Annotated in this window: 18 protein-coding genes; 8 read left to right on the plus strand and 10 right to left on the minus strand. The window is 65.2% G+C overall.

Translation table 11 applies throughout. The features are described 5' to 3' along the window. The 3 genes from RWR81_RS08750 to groES form a co-directional block, all read left to right on the plus strand. Window positions 1-222, plus strand: a 222-nt coding sequence (locus RWR81_RS08750; RefSeq protein ID WP_314456919.1) for a hypothetical protein, incomplete at its 5' end; no start/stop codon positions are given. Beyond that, complete coding sequence (locus RWR81_RS08755) at window positions 215-1024, plus strand: ElyC/SanA/YdcF family protein (protein WP_314456921.1); 810 nt, start codon at window positions 215-217, stop codon at window positions 1022-1024. The genes RWR81_RS08750 and RWR81_RS08755, both read left to right, overlap by 8 nt. A 248-nt stretch (window positions 1025-1272) precedes the next feature. After that, window positions 1273-1569, plus strand: a complete 297-nt coding sequence (gene groES, locus RWR81_RS08760) for a co-chaperone GroES (RefSeq protein WP_009397231.1) — start codon at window positions 1273-1275, stop codon at window positions 1567-1569. Between the two features lie 184 nt (window positions 1570-1753). On the opposite strand, the gene RWR81_RS08765 is transcribed toward groES, so the two are convergent. Beyond that, the gene (locus RWR81_RS08765) at window positions 1754-2056 is read right to left on the minus strand and encodes a WhiB family transcriptional regulator (RefSeq protein WP_314456923.1); all 303 of its coding nucleotides are present in this window, start codon (window positions 2054-2056) and stop codon (window positions 1754-1756) included. A gap of 381 nt (window positions 2057-2437) precedes the next feature. Between RWR81_RS08765 and guaB the strand changes: the two genes are divergently transcribed. Beyond that, entirely contained in the window at window positions 2438-4000 is a 1563-nt protein-coding gene (gene guaB / locus RWR81_RS08770) for an IMP dehydrogenase (RefSeq protein ID WP_314456950.1), read from the plus strand. A 62-nt stretch (window positions 4001-4062) separates the two neighbouring features. On the opposite strand, the gene RWR81_RS08775 is transcribed toward guaB, so the two are convergent. After that, window positions 4063-4848, minus strand: a complete 786-nt coding sequence (locus tag RWR81_RS08775) for an exonuclease domain-containing protein (protein WP_314456925.1) — start codon at window positions 4846-4848, stop codon at window positions 4063-4065. A 150-nt stretch (window positions 4849-4998) separates the two neighbouring features. Between RWR81_RS08775 and RWR81_RS08780 the strand changes: the two genes are divergently transcribed. Beyond that, complete coding sequence (locus RWR81_RS08780) at window positions 4999-6132, plus strand: GuaB3 family IMP dehydrogenase-related protein (RefSeq protein ID WP_314456927.1); 1134 nt, start codon at window positions 4999-5001, stop codon at window positions 6130-6132. A gap of 166 nt (window positions 6133-6298) precedes the next feature. Continuing rightward, a complete protein-coding gene (locus RWR81_RS08785) occupies window positions 6299-6565 on the plus strand; it encodes an HPr family phosphocarrier protein (RefSeq protein ID WP_314456929.1) in 267 nt (88 codons plus the stop codon). Window positions 6566-7066: 501 nt separating this feature from the next. Here RWR81_RS08785 and RWR81_RS08790 read toward each other — a convergent pair. Beyond that, window positions 7067-8878: an alpha/beta hydrolase gene (locus RWR81_RS08790; protein WP_314456931.1), complete on the minus strand. Its 1812-nt coding sequence runs from the start codon at window positions 8876-8878 to the stop codon at window positions 7067-7069. A gap of 465 nt (window positions 8879-9343) precedes the next feature. Beyond that, window positions 9344-11197, minus strand: a complete 1854-nt coding sequence (locus RWR81_RS08795) for an alpha/beta hydrolase (RefSeq protein ID WP_314456932.1) — start codon at window positions 11195-11197, stop codon at window positions 9344-9346. An 807-nt stretch (window positions 11198-12004) separates the two neighbouring features. On the opposite strand from RWR81_RS08795, the gene RWR81_RS08800 reads away from it, so the two are divergent. Beyond that, window positions 12005-13246, plus strand: coding sequence for a histidine kinase (locus RWR81_RS08800; RefSeq protein ID WP_314456934.1), 1242 nt, complete (start codon window positions 12005-12007; stop codon window positions 13244-13246). Beyond that, window positions 13243-13905, plus strand: coding sequence for a response regulator transcription factor (locus RWR81_RS08805; RefSeq protein ID WP_314456937.1), 663 nt, complete (start codon window positions 13243-13245; stop codon window positions 13903-13905). The genes RWR81_RS08800 and RWR81_RS08805 overlap by 4 nt, the downstream gene beginning before the upstream one ends. Before the next feature lie 15 nt (window positions 13906-13920). Here the strand turns inward: RWR81_RS08805 and RWR81_RS08810 are convergent, their stop codons facing one another. The 6 genes from RWR81_RS08810 to RWR81_RS08835 all read right to left on the minus strand — a co-directional run. After that, window positions 13921-14823 carry a hypothetical protein gene (locus tag RWR81_RS08810; protein ID WP_314456939.1) on the minus strand — a complete coding sequence of 301 codons (903 nt, stop codon included), beginning with the start codon at window positions 14821-14823 and terminating at the stop codon, window positions 13921-13923. Continuing rightward, window positions 14820-16058, minus strand: a complete 1239-nt coding sequence (locus tag RWR81_RS08815) for an insulinase family protein (protein WP_314456941.1) — start codon at window positions 16056-16058, stop codon at window positions 14820-14822. The genes RWR81_RS08810 and RWR81_RS08815 overlap by 4 nt, the downstream gene beginning before the upstream one ends. A gap of 590 nt (window positions 16059-16648) precedes the next feature. Continuing rightward, a complete protein-coding gene (locus tag RWR81_RS08820; protein WP_314456943.1) occupies window positions 16649-17581 on the minus strand; it encodes an ABC transporter permease in 933 nt (310 codons plus the stop codon). Further along, entirely contained in the window at window positions 17578-18519 is a 942-nt protein-coding gene (locus RWR81_RS08825; protein ID WP_314456946.1) for an ATP-binding cassette domain-containing protein, read from the minus strand. Before RWR81_RS08825 ends, RWR81_RS08820 begins: the two co-directional genes overlap by 4 nt. A gap of 373 nt (window positions 18520-18892) precedes the next feature. Next, on the minus strand, window positions 18893-19123 hold the full coding sequence (locus RWR81_RS08830; RefSeq protein WP_314456948.1) for a hypothetical protein: 231 nt from the start codon (window positions 19121-19123) through the stop codon (window positions 18893-18895). 82 nt (window positions 19124-19205) lie between these two features. Beyond that, the coding region (locus RWR81_RS08835; RefSeq protein ID WP_314456949.1) for a sodium:solute symporter family transporter at window positions 19206-20597 on the minus strand (1392 nt) is incomplete at its 5' end.

Raw genomic sequence — 20597 nt, forward strand, 5'->3', positions numbered from 1 at the left:
GGGGGCAAGGAGGACAGAAGCTCCCAGCCCTCGGGCGTCAGGAGGAGCGCGACGTGGTTCTCAGCCATCACCGCAGATCATTTCACGGCGGACCTGCCGATGCGCGTGATGTCCGCTGGGTGGAGCCCAGCAGGTTGCCTGGCGGTCGGCGAGTATCGTGGTGTGCCGGTGCTCCGCGTGTCTGCGGAGGTGGCCGGTGATGAGCGGGGAGCTGATGACTGACGAGGAATCCACGTCCGACGTTGTTGAAGTGCCTGACGACGCTACGGGCCGCAGGGATGAGGCCGGGGGTGATCAGGCGCCCGCTCCCTGCTCTCCCTGCGGCCGCCGGACTCTTCGGCGACGGCTGGTGCGGGCAGCGCTCGCCACCGTCGGCGTCCTTGCCGTTGTGACGGCAGGAGCCAGTATCTGGGCCTGGAGCGTCAGCGCCGGCCACATCATCGCCTTCGGTGACGACGGCGATGAGGGAGGCCGGGTTCGGGCCCCGGTGGCGATCGTGTTGGGGGCCGCCGTACACGCCGACGGGCAGCCTTCGCCCTGGCTGGCTCACCGGCTCGACGTCGCCGCCGACCTCTACACCAGCGGCCGAGTTGAGGCGATCCTGGTCTCCGGGGACAACCGGCGCGTCGGCTACGACGAGCCCACCGTCATGCGCAACTACCTCACCTCCCAAGGGGTGCCCAGCCAGGCGATCGCTCTGGACTACGCGGGATTCGACACCTACGACACTTGTGTGCGGGCTCGTAGGATCTTCGGGGTCGAGCGGGCCCTGCTCGTGACCCAGGACTTCCATGAGCCGCGTGCGGTCGCCATCTGCCGCTCGGTCGGCGTCGACGTCGACGGCGTCGGTGACTCGCGTGCCCGCGGCGACCGCATCAGTTGGGCGGTCAGCTGGATGCGAGAGCGCCTGGCTGCGATCAAGGCCGTCGTCGACGTCACCTCCAGGCGTGACCCGACCCTGGGGCGTCTTGAGACGAGCGTTGGGCAGGCCGTTGTGTGGACCCGTGAGAACCGTCGCTCCTGAGAGGCTGACGCCCATGGCGAAACCGGTGCCACGTTTTGGCACTCGCGTTGACTGAGTGCTAACGCCGTCGTAGATTCTCCGTCAGGCGCAGCGGGGTGCTCGCACTGGTCCTGGGACGCAGGCGGGAGCCTTCTGCGACTCGCACTCCTGCTTCGTGCCGGACCGACCCCCGCGACGGCGGTCGGGCGCGCCTCAGGAGGGCGAATAAGCCGTTCTACTGCACGTTGAAGAGAAGGAGGAGGTCTCCGATGTCGATCTCCATCAAGCCGCTCGAGGACCGCATCGTCGTCCAGACCGTTGAGGCCGAGCAGACCACCGCATCCGGCCTGGTCATCCCCGACACCGCCAAGGAGAAGCCCCAGGAGGGCAAGGTCGTGGCCGTGGGCCCCGGTCGCGTTGACGACTCCGGCAAGCGCGTCCCGGTTGACGTCGCGGAGGGTGACGTTGTCATCTACTCCAAGTACGGGGGCACCGAGGTCAGCTACGCCGGTGAGGACTATCTCATCCTGTCGGCCCGTGATGTCCTGGCGGTCGTCACCAAGTGACTCGTTGAGGTCGTGTGCGCTGAAGGGTGCCGCGACGTGTTGAAGGGGAGGCGCCTTATGGTGCCTCCCCTTCAATAGGTATGACGCAGTATGTCAACTGCATGTCTGTGTCGTGTCCGAACAATTGTCCGGACGTTGAGTTGGGAACATCCGTGCTGTCGATTCCCTGAAACAGGGCGAAGTGTTAGGCCGGCTCGTTGGCGAAACGGCGTGCCTGCTGTTCGTAGTAAGTGCGCCGCTCCTCCTCACTCATGCCTCCCCAGACGCCATAGGGCTCGCGAGTGCTGAGGGCGTGCTCCCGGCACTCCTCCAGGACGGGGCAGTCCTGACAAATGGCCTTTGCTCGTTCGTCCCGTCGTCGACGGGAACCGCCTCTCTCTCCTTCGGGGTGGAAGAAAACCGAGGAATCCATGCCGAGGCAGGCCCCTCGGTACTGCCACTCCCAGAGGGTGGAGATCGGGCCGGGCAGACGCGATGAGTCGTGCATTGCCTCCCTCCCCTCCTTTGGATGTGGCGGTCAGGCGCATCGAACTTGATGCGCTATACGTAACGATAAGATCGCACGGAACTTTAATCAAGAAGAATCATTCTATCTCACAACGAAAATATCTCCAGATTTCCTGGAAGTCTGTGTTCTGGTTATCTGAAAACGTGCGTCATATTGTGGCGCTCGAATGGCAGAAACGTTTTGTGAATGATGAATGTATGTGAAACGTCTTTTTTCTGAAACGTTCCGCGTTCGTCGTCACTTTATTTTTAGAGTGAAAGTCATGTGGCCATGTCAGGCGGGGCGGCTCGAGGGAGCCGCGGGCCCTCCACGGGATGCTTGCCCTTGATGGGCGCAAGGGGAGGATCGATGTCGACTGAAATGTACGGGGCGCTCAGATCGTCCTACGATGTCCCCGTGAGCGACTCGATCACCAGCCCTGACGTCTTTGCCCCTACTGGACTGACTTACGACGACGTGCTCCTGCTGCCCAGGCTGACCGACGTCATCCCCTCCGAGGTTGATACGACCTCCAGGCTGACTCCGAGGATCGGCCTGGCCACGCCCCTTCTCTCGGCTGCCATGGACACGGTCACCGAGTCGGACATGGCCATTGCCATGGCCCGTCAGGGTGGGATCGGGATCCTCCACCGCAACCTGTCCATCGAGGAGCAGGCCCAGCAGGTCCGGCGTGTCAAGCGTTCGGAGTCCGGCATGGTCACAGATCCGGTGACGGTTGGGCCGGAGGCCACCATCGCACAGCTCGACGAGCTCTGCGGCCATTACAAGGTCTCTGGTCTGCCAGTCGTCGATGAGGACGGCAACCTCCAGGGAATCATCACCAACCGCGATCTGCGCTTCGTCCCGCCGGAGCGTTGGGCGAGCCTGACCGTGCGCGAGTGCATGACGCCGCGCGATCGACTCATCACCGGCACCACCGGTATCTCTCGGGAGGACGCCAAGGCGCTCCTGGCTGAGCACCGCATCGAGAAGCTCCCCCTCGTTGACGCCGAGGGGCGCCTCACCGGCCTCATTACCGTCAAGGACTTCGTCAAGACCGAGCAGTACCCCAACGCCACCAAGGACACCGAGGGACGACTCGTGGTGGGTGCCGCCGTCGGCTACTGGGGGGACACCTGGGACCGTGCCGGAGCCCTGGCCGAGGCCGGCGTGGATGTTCTCATCGTGGACACCGCCAACGGCGGTGCCAAGCTGGCGCTGGAAATGATCTCGCGCCTCAAGTCCGACTCCGCCTTCAGCGGCATCGAGGTCATCGGTGGCAACGTCGCGACACGGGAGGGTGCTCAGGCGCTCATTGACGCCGGGGCCGACGCCGTCAAGGTCGGAGTGGGGCCCGGCTCCATCTGCACCACCCGTGTCGTAGCCGGCGTGGGCGTTCCCCAGGTGACGGCCATCTATGAGGCCGCCCGCGCCTGCAAACCCGCCGGGGTCCCGCTCATCGCCGACGGCGGCCTGCAGTACTCCGGCGATATTGCCAAGGCCCTTGTGGCCGGGGCGGAGACGGTCATGCTCGGTTCCCTCCTGGCTGGGTGCACCGAGTCGCCCGGTGACCTCGTCTTCGTCAACGGCAAGCAGTGGAAGCGCTATCGCGGCATGGGATCACTGGGCGCCATGAGTTCGCGCGGACGTGCCTCCTACTCCAAGGACCGCTACTTCCAGGCCGACGTCTCCTCCGACTCCAAGATCGTCCCCGAGGGAATTGAGGGGCAGGTCCCGTACTCCGGAGCGCTGGGTGACGTTGTCTACCAGCTGATGGGCGGACTGCATCAGTCCATGTTCTACGTGGGTGCCCGCACGATCCCCGAGCTCAAGGAACATGGGCAGTTCGTGCGTATCACGAGCGCCGGCCTCAAGGAGTCCCACCCTCACGACGTCAAGATGACCGTTGAGGCCCCCAACTACACCGGGCGCGACGGCGCTTGAGTCGGTGCCCCCATGGCCCACTCCTCCTTCGTCCCCCGATTGTTCCTGCCGGTCCGCTGTGCTCACCGGGCGGGAGAGTCCGGCAGGGGCCAGGTGGTCTGGGCCGGGGGTCGCGAAGGGCTCCTGCGCGCCAGCCATTTGTTGAAGGACTCGGCCCAGGTGCGGTGGGCTCGGGCCTGAAAGGCCACGAGCTCGTCCGGCCCGAGAGCCGCCACGTTCGGGTGGGCCGCGGTCAGGGCTTCGAGCACGTCGAGGGTGGCGATCACGTCCACCTCCGCGGTGTGCAGGGCATCAGCGACCCGCACGTCGTAGACCTCGCACAGGTCGCCCAGGCGACGCTTTCCCCTACGGAAGCGGTCCACGGCTCGGTCCAGGACCAGGGGATCGGCGATGGGGCCCGGCTCACGGCCCAGGCGCTCGCGGATCGTGGGCAGGCCGTGGCGGGTGAGTTCGGCTTCCATGAGAGTCAGGTCGTAGGAGGCGTTGAAGACGACCACTGGGGTGCCGGCCATCATCGCCGCCACCAGGTGGGCGCTCACCTCCTCCAGCACTTCGGCCACCGGGCTCCCCTCGGCCCGGGCCCGCTCGGTGGTCACGCCGTGGACCTCCGAGGCGACCTCGGGGATCTCCACGCCGGGGTCAGCGAGCCAGGTGCTCACGGTCTGCTGCCGCCTTCCACCGGCCTGACGCGCTCCGCGCCAGACGAGCGCTGCCGTGACGAGGCGGTCCTGGCTGGGATCCACGCCGGTGGTCTCGGTGTCGAAACCGAGCAGAGCACCGAAGGGCCAGTAGGAGGAAGCGGGGGAGGTTGCGTCGGATATGGGGGAGGAGGACTGCTGGGTGCTCATGGCTCCAGCATGCCACCGGGGTGCGACACCCATGGATGCCGCTTGCTCCCCTCGTCCAGTACACGCCGGCAATCCGGCCCCTGTCATGCATCTCGGCTGCGGTGCTGCTCGTTCCGGTAGATATCGGTTGAGGACCACTAGGATCGAACCATGAGCACAGAGGTCGAGATCGGACGCTCCAAGCGGGCTCTGCGCGCCTACTCCTTCGACGACATCGCCCTGGTGCCGGCCCGCCGTACCCGCGACACCTCCGAGGTTCGCGTGGGCTGGCAGATCGACGCCTACCACGTGGACCTGCCGGTCATGGCCTCGCCCATGGACTCGGTCATGAGTCCCGAGACCGCCATCATGGTGGGGCGCCTGGGTGGGATCGGCGTACTGGACCTGGAGGGGCTGTGGACCCGTTACGAGGACCCCTCCGATGCTCTCGAGCGCATCCGCCGGGCCGACCCGTCCCGGGCAACCAGCGTCCTGCAGGAGGTCTACCGTGCTCCGGTCAGGCCCGCGCTCATCACCGAGCGACTCACGCAGATCCGCGCCTCCGGCGTCGTCGTCGCCGGACGTCTCAGCCCCGCCCAGACGCAGCGCCACTGGCGCACGGTGGTCGAGGCGGGCGTGGACCTCATGGTCATCCGCGGCTCCTTCGTATCGGCCGAGCACGTCTCCGGAGCCGTCGAGCCCCTCAACCTCAAGCGCTTCATCTACGAGCTTGACGTGCCCGTCGTCGTTGGCGGGGTGACTACTTATACCGCCGCCCTTCACCTCATGCGCACCGGCGCGGCCGGTGTTCTCGTGGGCCAGGGGGGCGGTGCCTCCTCCTCGGTACGTCAGGTCCTGGGCCTGCACATGCCCATGGCCACCGCCGTTGCCGATGTCGCCGGCGCTCGGCGCGACTACCTCGACGAGTCCGGGGGCCGCTACGTCCACGTCATCGCCGACGGCTCGGTGGGCAACTCCGGAGACGTCGTCAAGGCCATCGCCTGTGGTGCCGACGCCGTCATGCTCGGTGCCGCGCTCGCCCGTGCTGAAGAGGCCCCAGGTGGCGGATACCACTGGGGTGCTGAGGCCCGCCACGAACGCCTGCCGCGGGGTTTCCGCAGCCATGTGGGCACCGTCGGCACCATGGCCGAGATCCTCAACGGGCCCTCCGACCGCGCTGACGGCACCCTCAACATCATGGGTGCCCTGCGTCGCACTCTTGCCACAACTGGCTACGCCGACGTCAAGGAGCTTCAGAGGGTCGAGGTCGTCCTGGCCCCCTATGCCGGCTCTGCAGGGTCCTGAGTGAGTCCCGCCATGTGCAACAGCCTTTTTGAGGTCCGGAACAGTGCAACTGAGCTGTGATCTCGGGTAGTCTCGGCTGGGACGGCAGCCATCGCGCTGCTTACACCGGTGCGAGGGCATGATCCGGCCCCGTGCCGTAGCCCCCACATGTCACAAGGAGCTTCACATGGCCCAGGTCACCGCCACCATCGCTTCCAAGGTCGGTCTGCACGCTCGTCCCGCCGCCACCTTCGTCAAGGCCGTCGCCGAGAAGGGCGTCCCGGTCACCATCGCCAAGGAGGGCGGCGCTGCGGTAGATGCCTCCTCCATCCTCGGTGTGATGACCCTGGGCGCCGGTTTCGGAGACGTTGTCACCCTGGCCTCCGACGCCGACGGCGCCGACTCCGCCCTCGAGGAGCTCAAGGCGCTTCTGGAGACCGACCTGGACGCTTGAGAACAGGCCCGGACGACGGGGCGCGCTCCACTGCGGGGCGCGCCCCGTTCACATGGAGACGCTCAGAGGCGCCCGTCATGACAGTGTCGCCGGACTGACCATGGATGTCGCAGGTTATCGCCGTTGTCCTCGTGGCGCGCTCTGGTCCCCGAACGCCACTGTGTGGGGCGCGGTGTGCGGACTCATGTGGACCGGTGCTCAGGTCTTCGCCCCGGACACGTCGGAGGTCTGGGCATGCTGGGGGAGAAGCGCATCGGCCGGGAACGCGTGATGGTAACCGTTGGAATCGTGGCGGCCGTCGTTGGACTGACCCTCATGGGGCTGGTGATTAGTTACGGACACGGGCCTGCTCTCATCCGACTGGGTCGTGTTGTGGAATATGGGTGCGATCTCGGGGGCTGCGGCCGAGGTCTCGGTGGACTGTCGCAACAGGTCGGGGCCTTGGGTCCACTCGTTGGGAGTGGTCCCAAGGCCCCGGTTTCGTGGGTGTGGTGCTGTCTGTCAGCCCTTGGCGCTGCTGGCAGCGGGTTGGGGTTCGCCGGCAGTGGGGTGTGGGTCGGCGGCGCAGGTGGTGCCCTCATCCGGCATGGTCCCGTTGACCAGGAAGCCGGTGATGGCCGTGGTAGCGCAGCTGTTCCTGTCGAAGGCGCCGTGACCGTAGCCCTCGACGGTGAGCAGGTGGCCGTTGTCCAGCTGGCCGGCCAGGCCCCGGGCCCAGGAGTAGATGGTTTGGACGTCGCCGGTGATCCCGACGACGAGGATCGGGGCGGAGCCCTCGGCGTGGGTCTCCTGGGGCGGGGTCGTCCCCCGGTGCCCCCAGCCGCGGCAGTAGGCCTCCACGGAGTTCGAGATACCGCCGAAGAAGGGGTAGGCCTTCCTCTCAGCGGCTGCCTGCTCGTCCCACTCGGAGGCGGTGGCGCCCGTGTCGGGATTGTCGTTGCAGACGACCGCGTCGCCTAGGATCATGGCGTTGGCGGAGCGAGCCGCCTCCTCGGCGGTCATCTCCGGCAACAGCCCGGGCGAACCCTGCATCGCTTTGGCCATGAGGGTGCCGTCGTGGTTGGTCATCGCCGGGGTGAGCATGGCGGTCAGTCCGTCCCAGTCCGGCCGTCTGACGGCGAGCTGCAGGATGATGTCGGTGGCCTCCTGCGTGTTGACGGTGGCGTCGGAGTCCGGGGTGGTCAGTGGGTTCTTGTCCAGGCCGTTGACGAAGGCGGCCAGCTGGGTGATCGCCTCGTCCGTGGATCCGGTCAGGGGGCAGGCGCTCTGTGCCTGGCAGTGCTCGACGTACTGACGCAGAACACCTTCCGAGAAGGCGACCTGCCCTGCTCTGAGTTCGCCACCCAATCGTTTCGAGGGATCGACGGCGCTGTCCAGGACTGTGCGTCCGACACGGCCCGGGAAGAGGTCGGCGTAGAGGGCTCCGATGTAGGTCCCGTAGGAGATGCCCAGGTAGTTCAGCTTCGCGTTGCCGTTGGTGGCGCGCAGGACGTCCAGGTCACGGACGACGTCGCGGGTGCCGACGTGGTCGAGCAGCTCAGGGACCTGTGAGTGCTTGGCGCACCTGGCGGCATTGGACGCACCCCGGTCGATCCTCTCCTGGGCGGAAGAATCCTTGGAGAAGAGCATAACGGTCGATATGCTCTCGGAGAGCGTGCTGCTTTTGCCGTTCTTGGTATCCGTGAGGTGCTGGTTGAGCTCCTCGTCGCTCCAGCAGGTGATCGGGGTGGAGCGCCCGACTCCGCGAGGGTCGAATCCGATGATGTCGTAGGCGCCTCGAAGCTCCTCCCCGAACATGGGGGCGCCGGTCTCCACCATTCCGATACCGCTTTCGCCGGGGCCTCCGGGGTTGAGGAACAGGGAGCCGTGCTCGGCGTCGCCGTCTAAAGCCGGGAGCTTCTTCAGCGCGATGGTGATGGTTTGGCCGTCGGGGTGGTCGTAGTCCACCGGGACGGTGACGGTCCCGCACTGGAAGGTCGTGGTCTCGTTCGAGCAGTCCTTCCAGTCGATGTACTGGTTGTAGAAGTTCTCCAGCCCCCGGGGAACATCACCCTGAGAACCCCCAGTGGGGTTGGAGGTAGAACCGTTGGTGGGGTTGCTGGTCTGGTCGGTGGATGCAGGTGTAGAGGGGGACGCCGCAGAGCTGCCTCCGGTGGTGCTGCCGTTGGTGGGGTTGCCGGCCGGGGCGCTGACCTGGTCGGTGGCGGTGGCGTCGGTGGAGCCGTCTGGTTGGCAGGCTGCCAGTGCGGTTGACAGCATCAGTACTGCCAGGGCCGCTCCCGCCTTCCGGGCGGCCAGGGGTGTGGGTCTCATCAGGGGGTGGCTCTCCTTGCGGTGTCAGTGGTCGTCATCTGGTCGTCGTCGGTCTCCACCGCCCGCAGTGGCCCCGCTGTGACCGGGGCTCGGGCAGTGCAGGGGCCCACTGCCCGGCTCACGCCGGCCGGTGAACCCGGCCCGGGCCCTGCTCCTGCGGTGCCCAGACTCCTACAACGCTAACGACGATGTGGTGTTGGTTTCCTCGACCCCCTGGACGGATGGGGGTGACCTTTCGGAGGAGACGGATCACGAGCACTCTCCTCCTCCAGAAGGTTGACATTTTTGTGTTTTGTGGCGGGTCGTGTTGTGAAAGCGGATGCGATCTCGGGGGCTGCGGCCGAGTGCCTGGTTCGTTGCGGACGCACCCGAGGCTTCGGGGGACTGCTGCAGCGGGTCGGGGCCTTGGGGCCACTCGTTGGGAGTGGGCCCAAGGCCCCGGTTTCGCGGGTGTGGTGCTGTCTGTCAGCCCTTGGCTCCGCCGTCGGAGGGTTGGGGTTCGCCGGCAGCGGGGTGTGGGTCGGCGGCGCAGGTGGCTCCATCAGCCGGGACGGTCCCGTTGACCAGGAAGCCGGTGATGGCCGTTCTGGCGCAGGTGTTCCTATTGAAGGCGCCGTGACCGTAGCCCTCGACGGTGAGCAGGCGGTTGTTGTCCAGCTGGCCGGTGAGGTTCTGGACCCAGGAGTAGAGCGTTTGCGTATCTCCGGTGATCCCGACGACGAGGATCGGTGCGGAGCCCTCGGCACGGGTCTCCTGAGGCGGGGTCTTCCCCCGATGCCCCCAGCCACGGCAGTAGGCCTCCATGGCGTTCGAGATACCGCCGAAGAAGGGGTAGGCCTTCTCCTCGGCGGCTGCCTGCGCGTCCAACTCGGAGGTGGTGCCACCCGTATCAGGGGTGTCGTTGCAGATGACCGCGGCGGATGCGACCATGGTGTTGGCCACGCTGATCGCTGCCTTGGCGGTCATCGTTGATGACTTGTTCGAGCCTTGCTTCGCTTTGACCATGAGGGTGCCGTCGTGGTTGGTCATCGCCGGGGTGAGCATGGCGGTGAGCGTGTCCCAGTCCGGCTGTACGACGGCGAGCTGTTGGATGATGTCGGTGGCGTCCGGCGTGTTGACGGTGGCATCGGAGTCCGGGGCGGTCAGTGGGTTCTTGTCCAGGCCGTCGACGAAGGCGGCCAGCTGGGAGACCGCCTCATCCGTGGAGCCGGATAGGGGGCAGGCGCTCTGTGCCTGGCAGTGCTCAACGTACTGACGCAGAACACCTTCCTTGAAGGTGACCTGCTCGGCTCTGATCTGGTCTGCTAATCGTTTCGAGGGGTCCATGGCGCTGTCCAGGACCGTGCGTCCGACACGGCCCGGGAAGAGATCGGCGTAGAGGGCTCCGATGTAGGTCCCGTAGGACATACCCAGGTAGTTCAGCTTCGCGTTGCCGTTGGTGGCACGCAGGACGTCCAGGTCACGGACGACGTCGCGGGTGCCGACGTGGTCGAGCAGCTCAGGGACCTGTGAGTACTTGGCGCACCTGGCAGCATTGGACGCACCCCGGTCGATCCTCTCCTGGGCAGAAGAATCCTTGGAGAAGAGGACATCGGTCGCCATGATCTCAGGGATCTTGTTGCTCGTGCCGTTCAGGGACTGGTTGATCTCGTCATCGGTCCAGCAGGTGATGGGGGTGGACTGCCCGACTCCACGAGGGTCGAATCCGATGATGTCGTAGGCGCCTCGAAGCTCCTCTGGGAACGTGGAAACCTTTTCCTCTACTGCCTCGACGCCGCTGATGCCGGGGCCTCCGGGGTTGAAGAACAGGGACCCGTGCTCGGCGTCGCCGTCTAAGGCGGGAAGCTTCTTCACCGCGATGGAGATGGTTTGGCCGTCCGGGTGCTCATAATCCACCGGGACGGTGACCGTCCCGCACTGGAAGGTCGTGGTCTCGTTCGAGCAGTCCTCCCAGTCGATGGTCTGGCTGTAGAAGCTCTCCAGCCCTCGGGGAGCATCGCCCTGGGAGCCGTCAGTGGGGCCGGTAGTGGAACTGCCTTTGGTGGTGCTGCTGTCGGTGGGGGTGCTGGTCTGGTCGGTGGATGTGGGTGCAGCGGTGGGCGTCGCGGCGTCGGTAGCGCCGCCGCCGGTGGAGCCGTCGGCGGGGCTGGTGGTGCTGCTGTCGGTGGGGGTGCTGGTCTGGTCGGTGGATGTGGGTGCAGCGGTGGGCGTCGCGGCGTCGGTGGAGCCGTCTGGTTGGCAGGCCGTCAGGGCGGTCGACAGCATCAGTGCTGCCAGGGCCGCGCCTGCCTTCCTGGCGGCCGGGGGTGTGGGTCTCATCAGGGGGTGGCTCTCTCTTTGCGGTGTCAGTGGTCGTCATCTGGTCGTCGTCGGTCTCCACTGCCCGCCGTGGCCCCGCTGTGACCGGGGGTCGGGCGGTGCTGGAGCCCACTGCCCGGCTCGCGCCGGCCGGTGGGCCCGGCCCGGACCCTGCTCTCTCCCGCGGTGCCCGGACTCCTACAACGCTAACGACGCGGCAGTACTGGTTTCCTCAGTCGCCGGGCGGAATCGAGGAACTGGTGTGCAACCTCCGGGTGGATGGGAATGGCATACCTGAGGATGCTGATGACGATCGGCCTCCTCCTGAAGGAGGAGACCTCGTCCATGTCTTGCGGCTCGGGACATTCCAGGCGGGTGTCTCGCGAGCGAGCGGGTCGTGGCCGCCACTCTGGAGCCATCAAGCCCCGTCATCGCGGTACCGAGCTGCTCGCCTGCGCTGGGTTGCGTGTGCCCTGATGACAAGCTGCACCTGGTGATGGACAGTTGGCCACCCACAAGCCCCCAGGTGCGCGGCTGGCTGGAGGGCGCCCTCCGCATCCACGTCCACCTCGCTCCCTACCAGTGCCTCCTGGCTCGACATGGTCGAGAATCTCTTCTCCATCAGAGACCACGCTGCCATCCGCCGAGGAGTCTTCACCTTCATCAAGGATCTCAATGTCGGGATCCGCGATTTCGTCGACCGCTGGAACCAGCACTCACCCATTTATCTGGATCAAGACATCCGGGGAAATCCGCACAAAATGCCAATCAAAAACAAATTAACAACGTGCGACAGCGTCGGAGGCGGTCATCCTCTACAATGCGCCCATGGAGCAACGATCGGGAGGGTGGACCGTCCGAGCCCGACGATTACCTGGAGATAGAATCGCTCAGGAGCTTCTGCTTGTCGTTGTTGTTGCCCTAGTCGCAAGCGACATCCTCCTTGGCGACGTCAATTTGTCGACACCCTCGGGGTGGTTTGAACTCGTCTTTCCTTTCTTGCCACTGTTGGCACTGCTGGCGAGCCCGTATGTGGCAGCCGTCGTAGGGATCGCAGTCGTCACGGTTCTCGCCTCACTTGGTGCGCCGATGCTGCTGGTATACGCCGCGTTGCTTTCAACGATATTCATTGTGGGATTTACAACTTTTACGCTGCCGCGATTGCCTGCGTTGGTGTTTACTGGCTTCGTGCTAATTGCCGGACCACTAGTTGCTATAACAAAACCCGACCTCCGACATGGCATGGTAGTCGTGCCCATATTCACGTTGTGTGCGGCCGCAGCCGGCCTCGCGTTCAGGGCTTTTAAGCTGCGTGCAGAGCAGGCTGCCAGGGAGATTGATAAACTACGCGAGGAACAAGTCCGCATTCGCAACGAGGAGCGAACAAGGCTCGCACACGAGCTACACGACATTGTGGCTCATGACGTCACGGTAATCGCGATGCAAGCTCGACGCGCAGAGACCTATGCCGATCCCGCAAAGAAGGACGAACTGCTTGAGGCGATCGGCGACGCGGCCTCGCAGGCATTGCAGGACCTGCGCAGCCTCGTCGTCCTCTTGAAACAGAACGGCGAGGCCGACTCCCCCACCCCAAGCAAGGCATCTGAGGAGGCTTTGGAGGCTGTGGCGCCGTCCGGTGAAACGACGACGGCTGCCGGCCTTATCCACGACGTGAAGAACGTCGCTGCCACACTGGAGAAGGCTGGTTTCCATGTCGACTTGGAGCTGACCGGCCCCGTCATGCGCGTGTCCGAGATCGTGCGGCAGGTGCTGCGCCGCGCCGTCCGCGAGCTCGGGACCAACGTGTTGAAGCACGGCGCTCCCAGTGGTGGGGTGCGGCTCGTTCTCGCAGTTGAGGAGCATCGGGTGGTGCTGTCCTCCTCGAATCACATTGCTGCAGGCAGGCCGATAGTCTCGTCGCGGACCGGGATCGAGGCGATGAAGGCTCGAACCGAGGTATTCGAGGGTAGCGTCGTCGTCAAGGTCAGGGGCGGAGTGTGGACGACGACCATAATCATCCCCACACAACTTAAGTCTTTGGCTGCTTCGAGAATAGGAGAACTGGTATGACCCGTGTGCTACTGGTCGATGACGAGTCGTTGACGCGCGAGACCCTGCGCGACTATCTCAGGCTGGACCCGTCCCTTCACGTGGTTGGTGAGGCCGCTGACGGGCAAGTGGCGCTTCGTCAGACGGTCACCCTGCGACCAGACCTGATCCTCATGGACATGCAGATGCCGGTCCTCGACGGCGTGGGCGCCACCGCAAAGATCCATGCGGAATGCCCCGAAGTAAAGATCTTGGGTCTTACCACGTTCGCGACGGACCGATACGTCGTGGATCTCCTGCGCGCCGGAGCTTCCGGATACATAGTCAAGGACACCAAGCCGCGGGATCTGATCGCCGCGATTCATACCGTGCTAGCGGGTGAGTCAGCATTATCCCCGGAGGTCACTAAGTACGTCATAAAAGGACTAGAGGAGTCCATTCCCGCAGTCGTGCCACCGAACCAAGACCTCCTCGATAAACTCACCGAGAAGGAGATGGAGGTCATTCGTCTCCTGGCGCAGGGAATGAGCAATCGGGAGATGGCCAAGGAACTCTTTGTCACCGAGTCGACGATCAAGCAGCGCTTCGTGAAGGTGATGGAGAAGATGGGAGTCCGAGACCGGATCCAGATCTTGGTCGAAGCAATCCAGCACGGCCTGGTAACGGTCGGTCGTGGCTAGGCCCGACCGCTCCGGTCACGCGGCCGCCCCGAGGACCTCGGCCAGTGGTTCCAGCAGTCCCACGAACGCGGCTCGCAGGTTGGGGGCGGCATCGCGGACGGCGGTGTCGGGGTCGTGCACGATGCAGCCGCCCCAGCCCATCACCTCGTACTTGGCGATGGTCTCGGCCAGGCCACTCGGCGACCGCCAGGCACGTCGCAGATTCGCCCCGGCGAATGCGATTGCGGGTTCCGGCTCTGCCACAACGTTGCGCGAAAAGTCTCCGACAACGTCGATGATATCGTAGATGCCCCGTCCCTCGGCCCCGGCCGGTACGGTGAACGTCCAGGCGACCGCGGGAGTTCCGTTGAGCAGCCGGCGACTGAGGGTTGCGGTCGCCGGGAGCCCAGCTTCTTGCAGCACATCCTGGAGGGTTCGATTGGGGCCGGCGAGCAGCGCGCTGAGGGCAACGAACGTCGCTGCATGCCCGGCCTTGGCCGCCGGATCCGGCCCAATGACCGTCGTGTGCTCAGTTCCTTCCTGACACTTTTGCCGGAGCGAGCTCACAACCTTGTGATCAGTCCCTTCCAGGCCGCGCAGATCCCAGGCGAGCGCTGCGCCGAACTTCTCGGGCTCGCCCGGCCCAACCGCAACCACGACGGGGTGGGTGACCTCGTCAGGTCGCGTGTGCAACGTCCCGGCCACTGCTTCGCTCCACGCCTCGGCGCCCGCCTCAGGGAGGGTGGCGACCAGGCGGCTCGCCCCGGCTGCATGCGTCCAGGTGGTCTGGACAGGACGCAGGCGAGCCGGTAGCGGGGCGGCCGCCCGCTTGAGCGCCGCACGCTGACCGGCGGCTGCGTCGTCACTCGTCCGCCATGCGATCGCGAGACGGTGAAAGACAGAACGGTCGTCTGGAACGGAGAAGCATCGAGGCGTCATGTCGCGTCATCCTTTCCCTGGATCCGAATGGAGGCGAAGGGTTGACTGGCCAGGCGCGCACTGGCCGCTGCCACGAGGGCCCGGATGTCGTTCGGGTGCATCAGCAATCCACGGAGTCGCGTCACGAGATCTGGAGCGAAGCTCGGTTCCCCGCGAAGCACCACATCGCGCGCGACGGTCCTTGTCAAGCAGCCGTCGTCAACGGTGAAGGCCTCGGTGCGCTCCACAGCGCGGCCTACCGCGTGGAGCAAGAGGTCGTCGTCGGCTACCGAGGCAGCACGCACCCGATCCGTGGGCTCAAGGGCGAGCTCCGTATCGTCGACGACGACGAACAGGTCGTCGCGCACCAGGTCTCCGGTGCCGAACAGCCCCGCACTGGCCTCCAGGTCCCTCTGGGCCGCTAAGAGTTCCGCGACGACGAGATCCCCCAGCATCGGTGGGGTGAGAGTCGCGGGCGCCGCGGCCGTTGCCGACAATAAGCGCGCCCTCCCACCGACAACCGTCACCTCCGATCTCTGCGCGATCGCCTGCCCCGCACGCTCCGGTACCTCCGCTTCGTCCCGGCGACCAGGGATGGCGCTCATCGCCTCTGCCAGGGTAGTCACGATCTTTTCGCCGGGCTGGTCGGACAACGCGACGACCGCAGCACCGTCAGGCCGATAGTGCTTGGCATGGAGGCCGCGCAGCACGGTGGTGGTGGCGCGATCAGAAAGGTCCAGGTCGCCGCTGCCGTCATGGGCGTTGGAGTGGTCGCGCCAGTAAAGGGACGTGAGATGAGGCCAGGGCAGTAGGCCGCCGGGGGCATCAGCGAGTCGGTTCCGGCGTTCCGTCGCCACTGCGGCGATCTGCTCCAAGAGCTGCTCCCCTCTGAACGCCGGATGGAACGCCTGCTCGACGAGGCGCCGGGCCATGGTTGGAACGTCGTCGAGACCCGCCGTCTCGTAGAACTCGGTGTAGTCCATGTGGGTGCGAGCACCGAGCAGGTCGGCGGTCTGTGCCACCCATGGCTGTGGCTCGAGCCCGTGGTTCATCGAGCCGTCCTGATGGATCATGTGCTCAATCAGGCGCATCATGCCCTCCTGCCCGGGCAGCTCGTCGCGCATTCCGGCGCGGACAGCCAAGGCGACGGAGTGGTTGCGGGCGTGCGGCGCGTGGATGGCTACTGCAGTGGCACCGTTGTCAAGCACAGTCTGAAAGGCTGAATGACCGCGGATACGTAACGTGCTGAGGCTCATGGGATTCCTTCCTCCATCTGACCATCACCGGCTTCCAGGTAGGTGCGAGCCGGCCGAATGAGGAGATTGACGTGCCTGATTTCTGCTCCGGCGCAGTGATACCGGTCAAAGGTATGCTGGATGATCCGAAAGGCTATACCGACACTCTCCTTCGGAGATCACTCATTCGAGGTCGGAGGGCAGGGGAGGAGTGCGACGGTTCGGCCAGTTCGCCGAGGGCCCGGGCGACGCTGTTGCCCGGGCCCTCGGCGACCTCGATATCCTAACCGGTCAGCGAAGTGATCTTTGAGCCTGTGCCCGCTCCGGGAAGCATCGACGCTACATCGCGTTCCAGTCTGATTGACATCGACGAGAGTGGAATGAGGGGGATGAGGCCTGTGCACCACGTCGGGCGAGCAGCGGTGAGCGTCATGACGGACTCGATTCTTCCGGTGGTTGGATCAGACGAACAGGGTGACGAGGAGATAAGCGACTGCGAATCCGGCAACCGCGAGCGCGATGTTCGTGAGGAAGCGCTTGGCCTGGCTGGACTTGGCGGGCTGGGTGTTCATGGTGATTTCCTTTCGTTGGTCTGGGTTGTGTGACTGGCCTCAGGCGAGGTCGTCGGAGGTCATGGATTTGCGGAACGACACTCGAGAACCGGTGCGAAGCGCGTTGTTTCGGTAGATGCGGGTGGTGAGTCGGAACAGGAGAGGCACCGCCGCGGCAGCGATGACCGCTGCGATGACGATCTCCAGGGTCGAGACGCTGTGCGTCGCGAATCGCACCGGCATCACGTACGAGGAGAACAAGGGGAGGTAGGAGATGACCTTCACCCACAGGGCATCGAGACGGTACGGCACCACGTACAAGGAGACGATGAGGAGCACCATCTGGATCACGGACAGCGGCTTGGAAGCCGTACCGAGGTCCTCCTGCCGGGAGACAGTCGAGGCGAGCAGGGTGCTGAGGGTTGCGAAGGTGATGAAGCCCTGCAGGAACCAGATCAGGAACCACAACAGACTAGGGCCAAACTCGATGTTCAGGACCGACCAGCCGCCGACGACCGAGAATCCAGCGACGACGGCGCCCCCGACGACGAGCAGCTGCGCGAAGGTCACGAGTCCGACGCCGATCATCTTGCCGGCCAGCAGCGGGCCGACGCCGATCTTGGTGAGCAGGATCTCGACGATTCGAGACGACTTCTCTTCGACGACCCCTAGGGACAGCGTCTGCGATGAGTAGACGAGTGCGGTCATCAGAGCGGTGATCATCGCCATCGCGAAGATGAGTCCGGTGTTCAACGGAACGGTTCCGGTGCCCCGATAGGTGTTGACGAGGAACCAGCCTCCGACGCCCGCGCCGACACCGGCGAACACGGCCAGGACGATCGTCGCCATCACGATGGTCTGGTTCTTCATGCGAGTCAGAAGTTCGCGTCGGATGATGGTCCAGGCCGCACCGAATTGTGTGATCTCGGCCTGCTGGGAGGCACGGGCCGGGGTGGCGGCCTTGACTTCGGTTCTGGTTGCCAGGGTTGTCATCGGAGTCCTCCAATGGGTTCGAGTTCGGGCTTGGGGTCGAGTGCAGTGCCGCTGAGGCGTTCAGTCAGGATCTCCGTCAGAGACCGCTGCCGCTGTTCGATGCTGCGCAGACCCCCGTGTCTCAGGGCGGCTTGCAGGACGCCGGCAGGAATGTCGTGGTTACTGCCTTCCAGGGCGATCATGATCGAGCGCGGGTCGTCTGGGACGGGCGACAGCAGCAGATCGGGAACCAGCGAGAGCTCGGCGGCGAAGGTATCGGTGACGTCGTCGGAGAGGGTCAGGCGCCAGCGTGACCAGGAGTCGTCCTGGAGCTCCGAGACTCGGCCGCTCGCGACGACCTTGCCCTGGTCGAGGATGCAGACGCGGTCGCAGAGTCGCTCGACGAGCTCGAGCTGGTGCGACGAGAACAGCACCCCGACTCCGAGCGCCGCCTGCTCCTTGAGCAGATCGGCCATCGTCTCGACGGCCAGCGGGTCGAGTCCGGAGAACGGCTCGTCCAGGACGAGAAGTGTCGGCCTGCCGACGAGCGCCGCACCAAGCTGCACCCGCTGCTGGTTGCCCAGCGACAGGTCTTGGACGGTTGACTTCTCGCGGCCACGAAGGTCAAGGTCCGCGATCAGCTCGGACGCGATCTCCTTCGCTTTCGGCAGGGTCTTGCCTTCCAGGAGTGCGAAGTGGACCAGCTGGTCCTCCACGGTCATTCCCGGGTAGAGGCCGCGTTCCTCCGGCATGTAGCCGATGGCGCGCCGGTCATCAGCGGTGATCGGCCGGCCGTCCCAGGTGATCTCACCGGCCGATGGGGTGAGCAGTCCGAGGATGAGCCGCATGGTGGTGGTCTTGCCGGCGCCGTTACCGCCGATGAATCCAACGATCTCCCCCCGGGCAACTGTCAGGTCAATGCCGTGCAGCACCTGGTGTTCGCCGAAGCTTCGGCTCACTCCACTCAATTGAAGACCAAGCATTCTTCTCTCCGCAAAGTCGTTCGGTTTTCTGACACCTGAAACGCTACGGAGGTTTCCGGGAACCTCACCTGTACTTCAGTACAGGTCCGAGGTGGACTTAGGTGCAGTTCTTCGCCCGGCCTGCTTTGCGGGGCCCTGTGGGAACTGAGGCTGTGTGGCTGCCGGCCGCGTCCGGGGTCCTGCTCTAAGGATTCGGATCCTGAGCCCCCTCCGGAGCCGTACGCGAGCCGGTACGGTCGCTACGACGGCGCCGCCACAGCTCGGGGCTGTGGCGACGCCGTCGACAGGGTTCGACCCGGGTGGGTCCTTGGCGCCGGCTCAGTGCCGGCTCAGGCGGGTTCAGGCGGGTTCAGTCCTGCTGACCGCCGGAGGGGTTCGGCTTGATCCACCACCACAGGCCCATCCCCGCTGCGATGGCGATCAGTCCCAGACCGGCCCACAGGTTGGCGTTGATGCCTCCGGTCTTGCTCATCTCCTCGGTGCTGTTGAACAGTGCCGAGCACACCACCAGGTAGAGGCCGATGAGCCCCAGCGCACCGGTGATGACTGCCCGGATGTCGGTCAGTGAACGATTACTCATGGGGATTCTCCTTCAGGTGCCCGGTGATCCGTGCCGGGCACCGCTCAGTGCTGACAGCTCTGCTCAGGGCTGCCCGGTGGAACTAGTGGAAGATGCTGTTGAGCGTGATGACCATGAGGCCGGCGATGATCCCCAGCGGGATCGGACGGCGGTACCAGGGCAGCTCGTGCAGGTGCGGGTCGGTGCGCTCGCTCTTGGGCGTCAGGGCGTAGACGAAGCCCTTGAGCTCGGAGTCGGGCTTGGGCCTCGTGATCAGGGAGACCACGACCGTGATGACGACGTCGACGGTGAAGGCCACGCCCGCTGCCAGGAAGGCGCCGCCCTGCCCCGGCATGACCAGGCGCTCGGTCCAGATGAGGATGTTGACCGCCAGGGCGCCCAGGGTTCCGCCGATGAGGCCGATCCAACCGGCGTGCGGGGTGGCCCGCTTCCAGAACATCCCGATGATGAAGGTCGCGAACAGCGGCGCGTTGAACATCGAGAACAGCGTCTGCAGGTAGTCCATGAGGTTGGAGTAGTTCGACGCGATGATCGCGGTGAGGATCGCGACAACGGAGGCCGTCAGGGTCGAGAGCTTGCCGACCTTGAGGTAGTGGGCGTCGTCGGCGTCCTTCTTGAGGTAGTGCTGGTAGATGTCCACACCCCACACGGTGTTGAAGGCGGAGATGTTCGCAGCCATACCCGCCATGAAGGAGGCCAGCAGACCCGTGATCGCCAGGCCCAGCAACCCATTGGGCAACAGGTCGCGCATGAGGTAGAGGACCGCGTCGTTGTACTGGTAGCTCGTATCAGTGCCGGCCTTGAGCTGCTGGACCTCAGAGACCAGGACGCCCGCGACCATGCCCGGGATGATGACGAGGAAGGGCACGAACATCTTGACGAAGGTGCCGATGATCGGGGTGGACTGGGCCGAGGAGATGGAGTCCGAGGCCATGGCCCGCTGCACCTCGACGAAGTTCGTCGTCCAGTAACCGAAGGACAGCACGAAGCCCAGGCCGAAGACCAGGCCGATCACCGACATCACGTTGGAGTCGAAGCCGGAGATCGAGTTGCCGGGCCAGGAGTGCAGTTGCTGGGAGGGGTCCGTGCTGGCGAGCCTGGCCGCGTCGGTGATCTTGCCCGTCAGCCCCTGCCAACCGCCCACCCGGTGCAGGCCGATGAGGGTCAGGGGCAGTAGTGCCGCCACAATGACGAAGAACTGGAGGACCTCGTTGTAGATCGCCGCGGAGAGCCCGCCCATCGTGATGTAGGAGAAGACGATGACGGCGGCGACGATGAGCCCCACCCACAGGGGCCAGCCCAGCAGCCAGTTCATGATCTTGCCCAGCAGGTACAGGTTGATGCCGGCGATGAGCAGCTGGGCCAGGGCGAAGCTGAGCGCGTTGACCAGGTGCGCGGCAGTGCCGTACCGCTTGAGCATGAACTCGGGCACCGAGCGCACCTTGGAGCCGTAGTAGAAGGGCATCATGACCAG

The sequence above is a fragment of the uncultured Actinomyces sp. genome, from assembly GCF_963526355.1.
Taxonomy (GTDB): Bacteria; Actinomycetota; Actinomycetes; order Actinomycetales; family Actinomycetaceae; genus Actinomyces.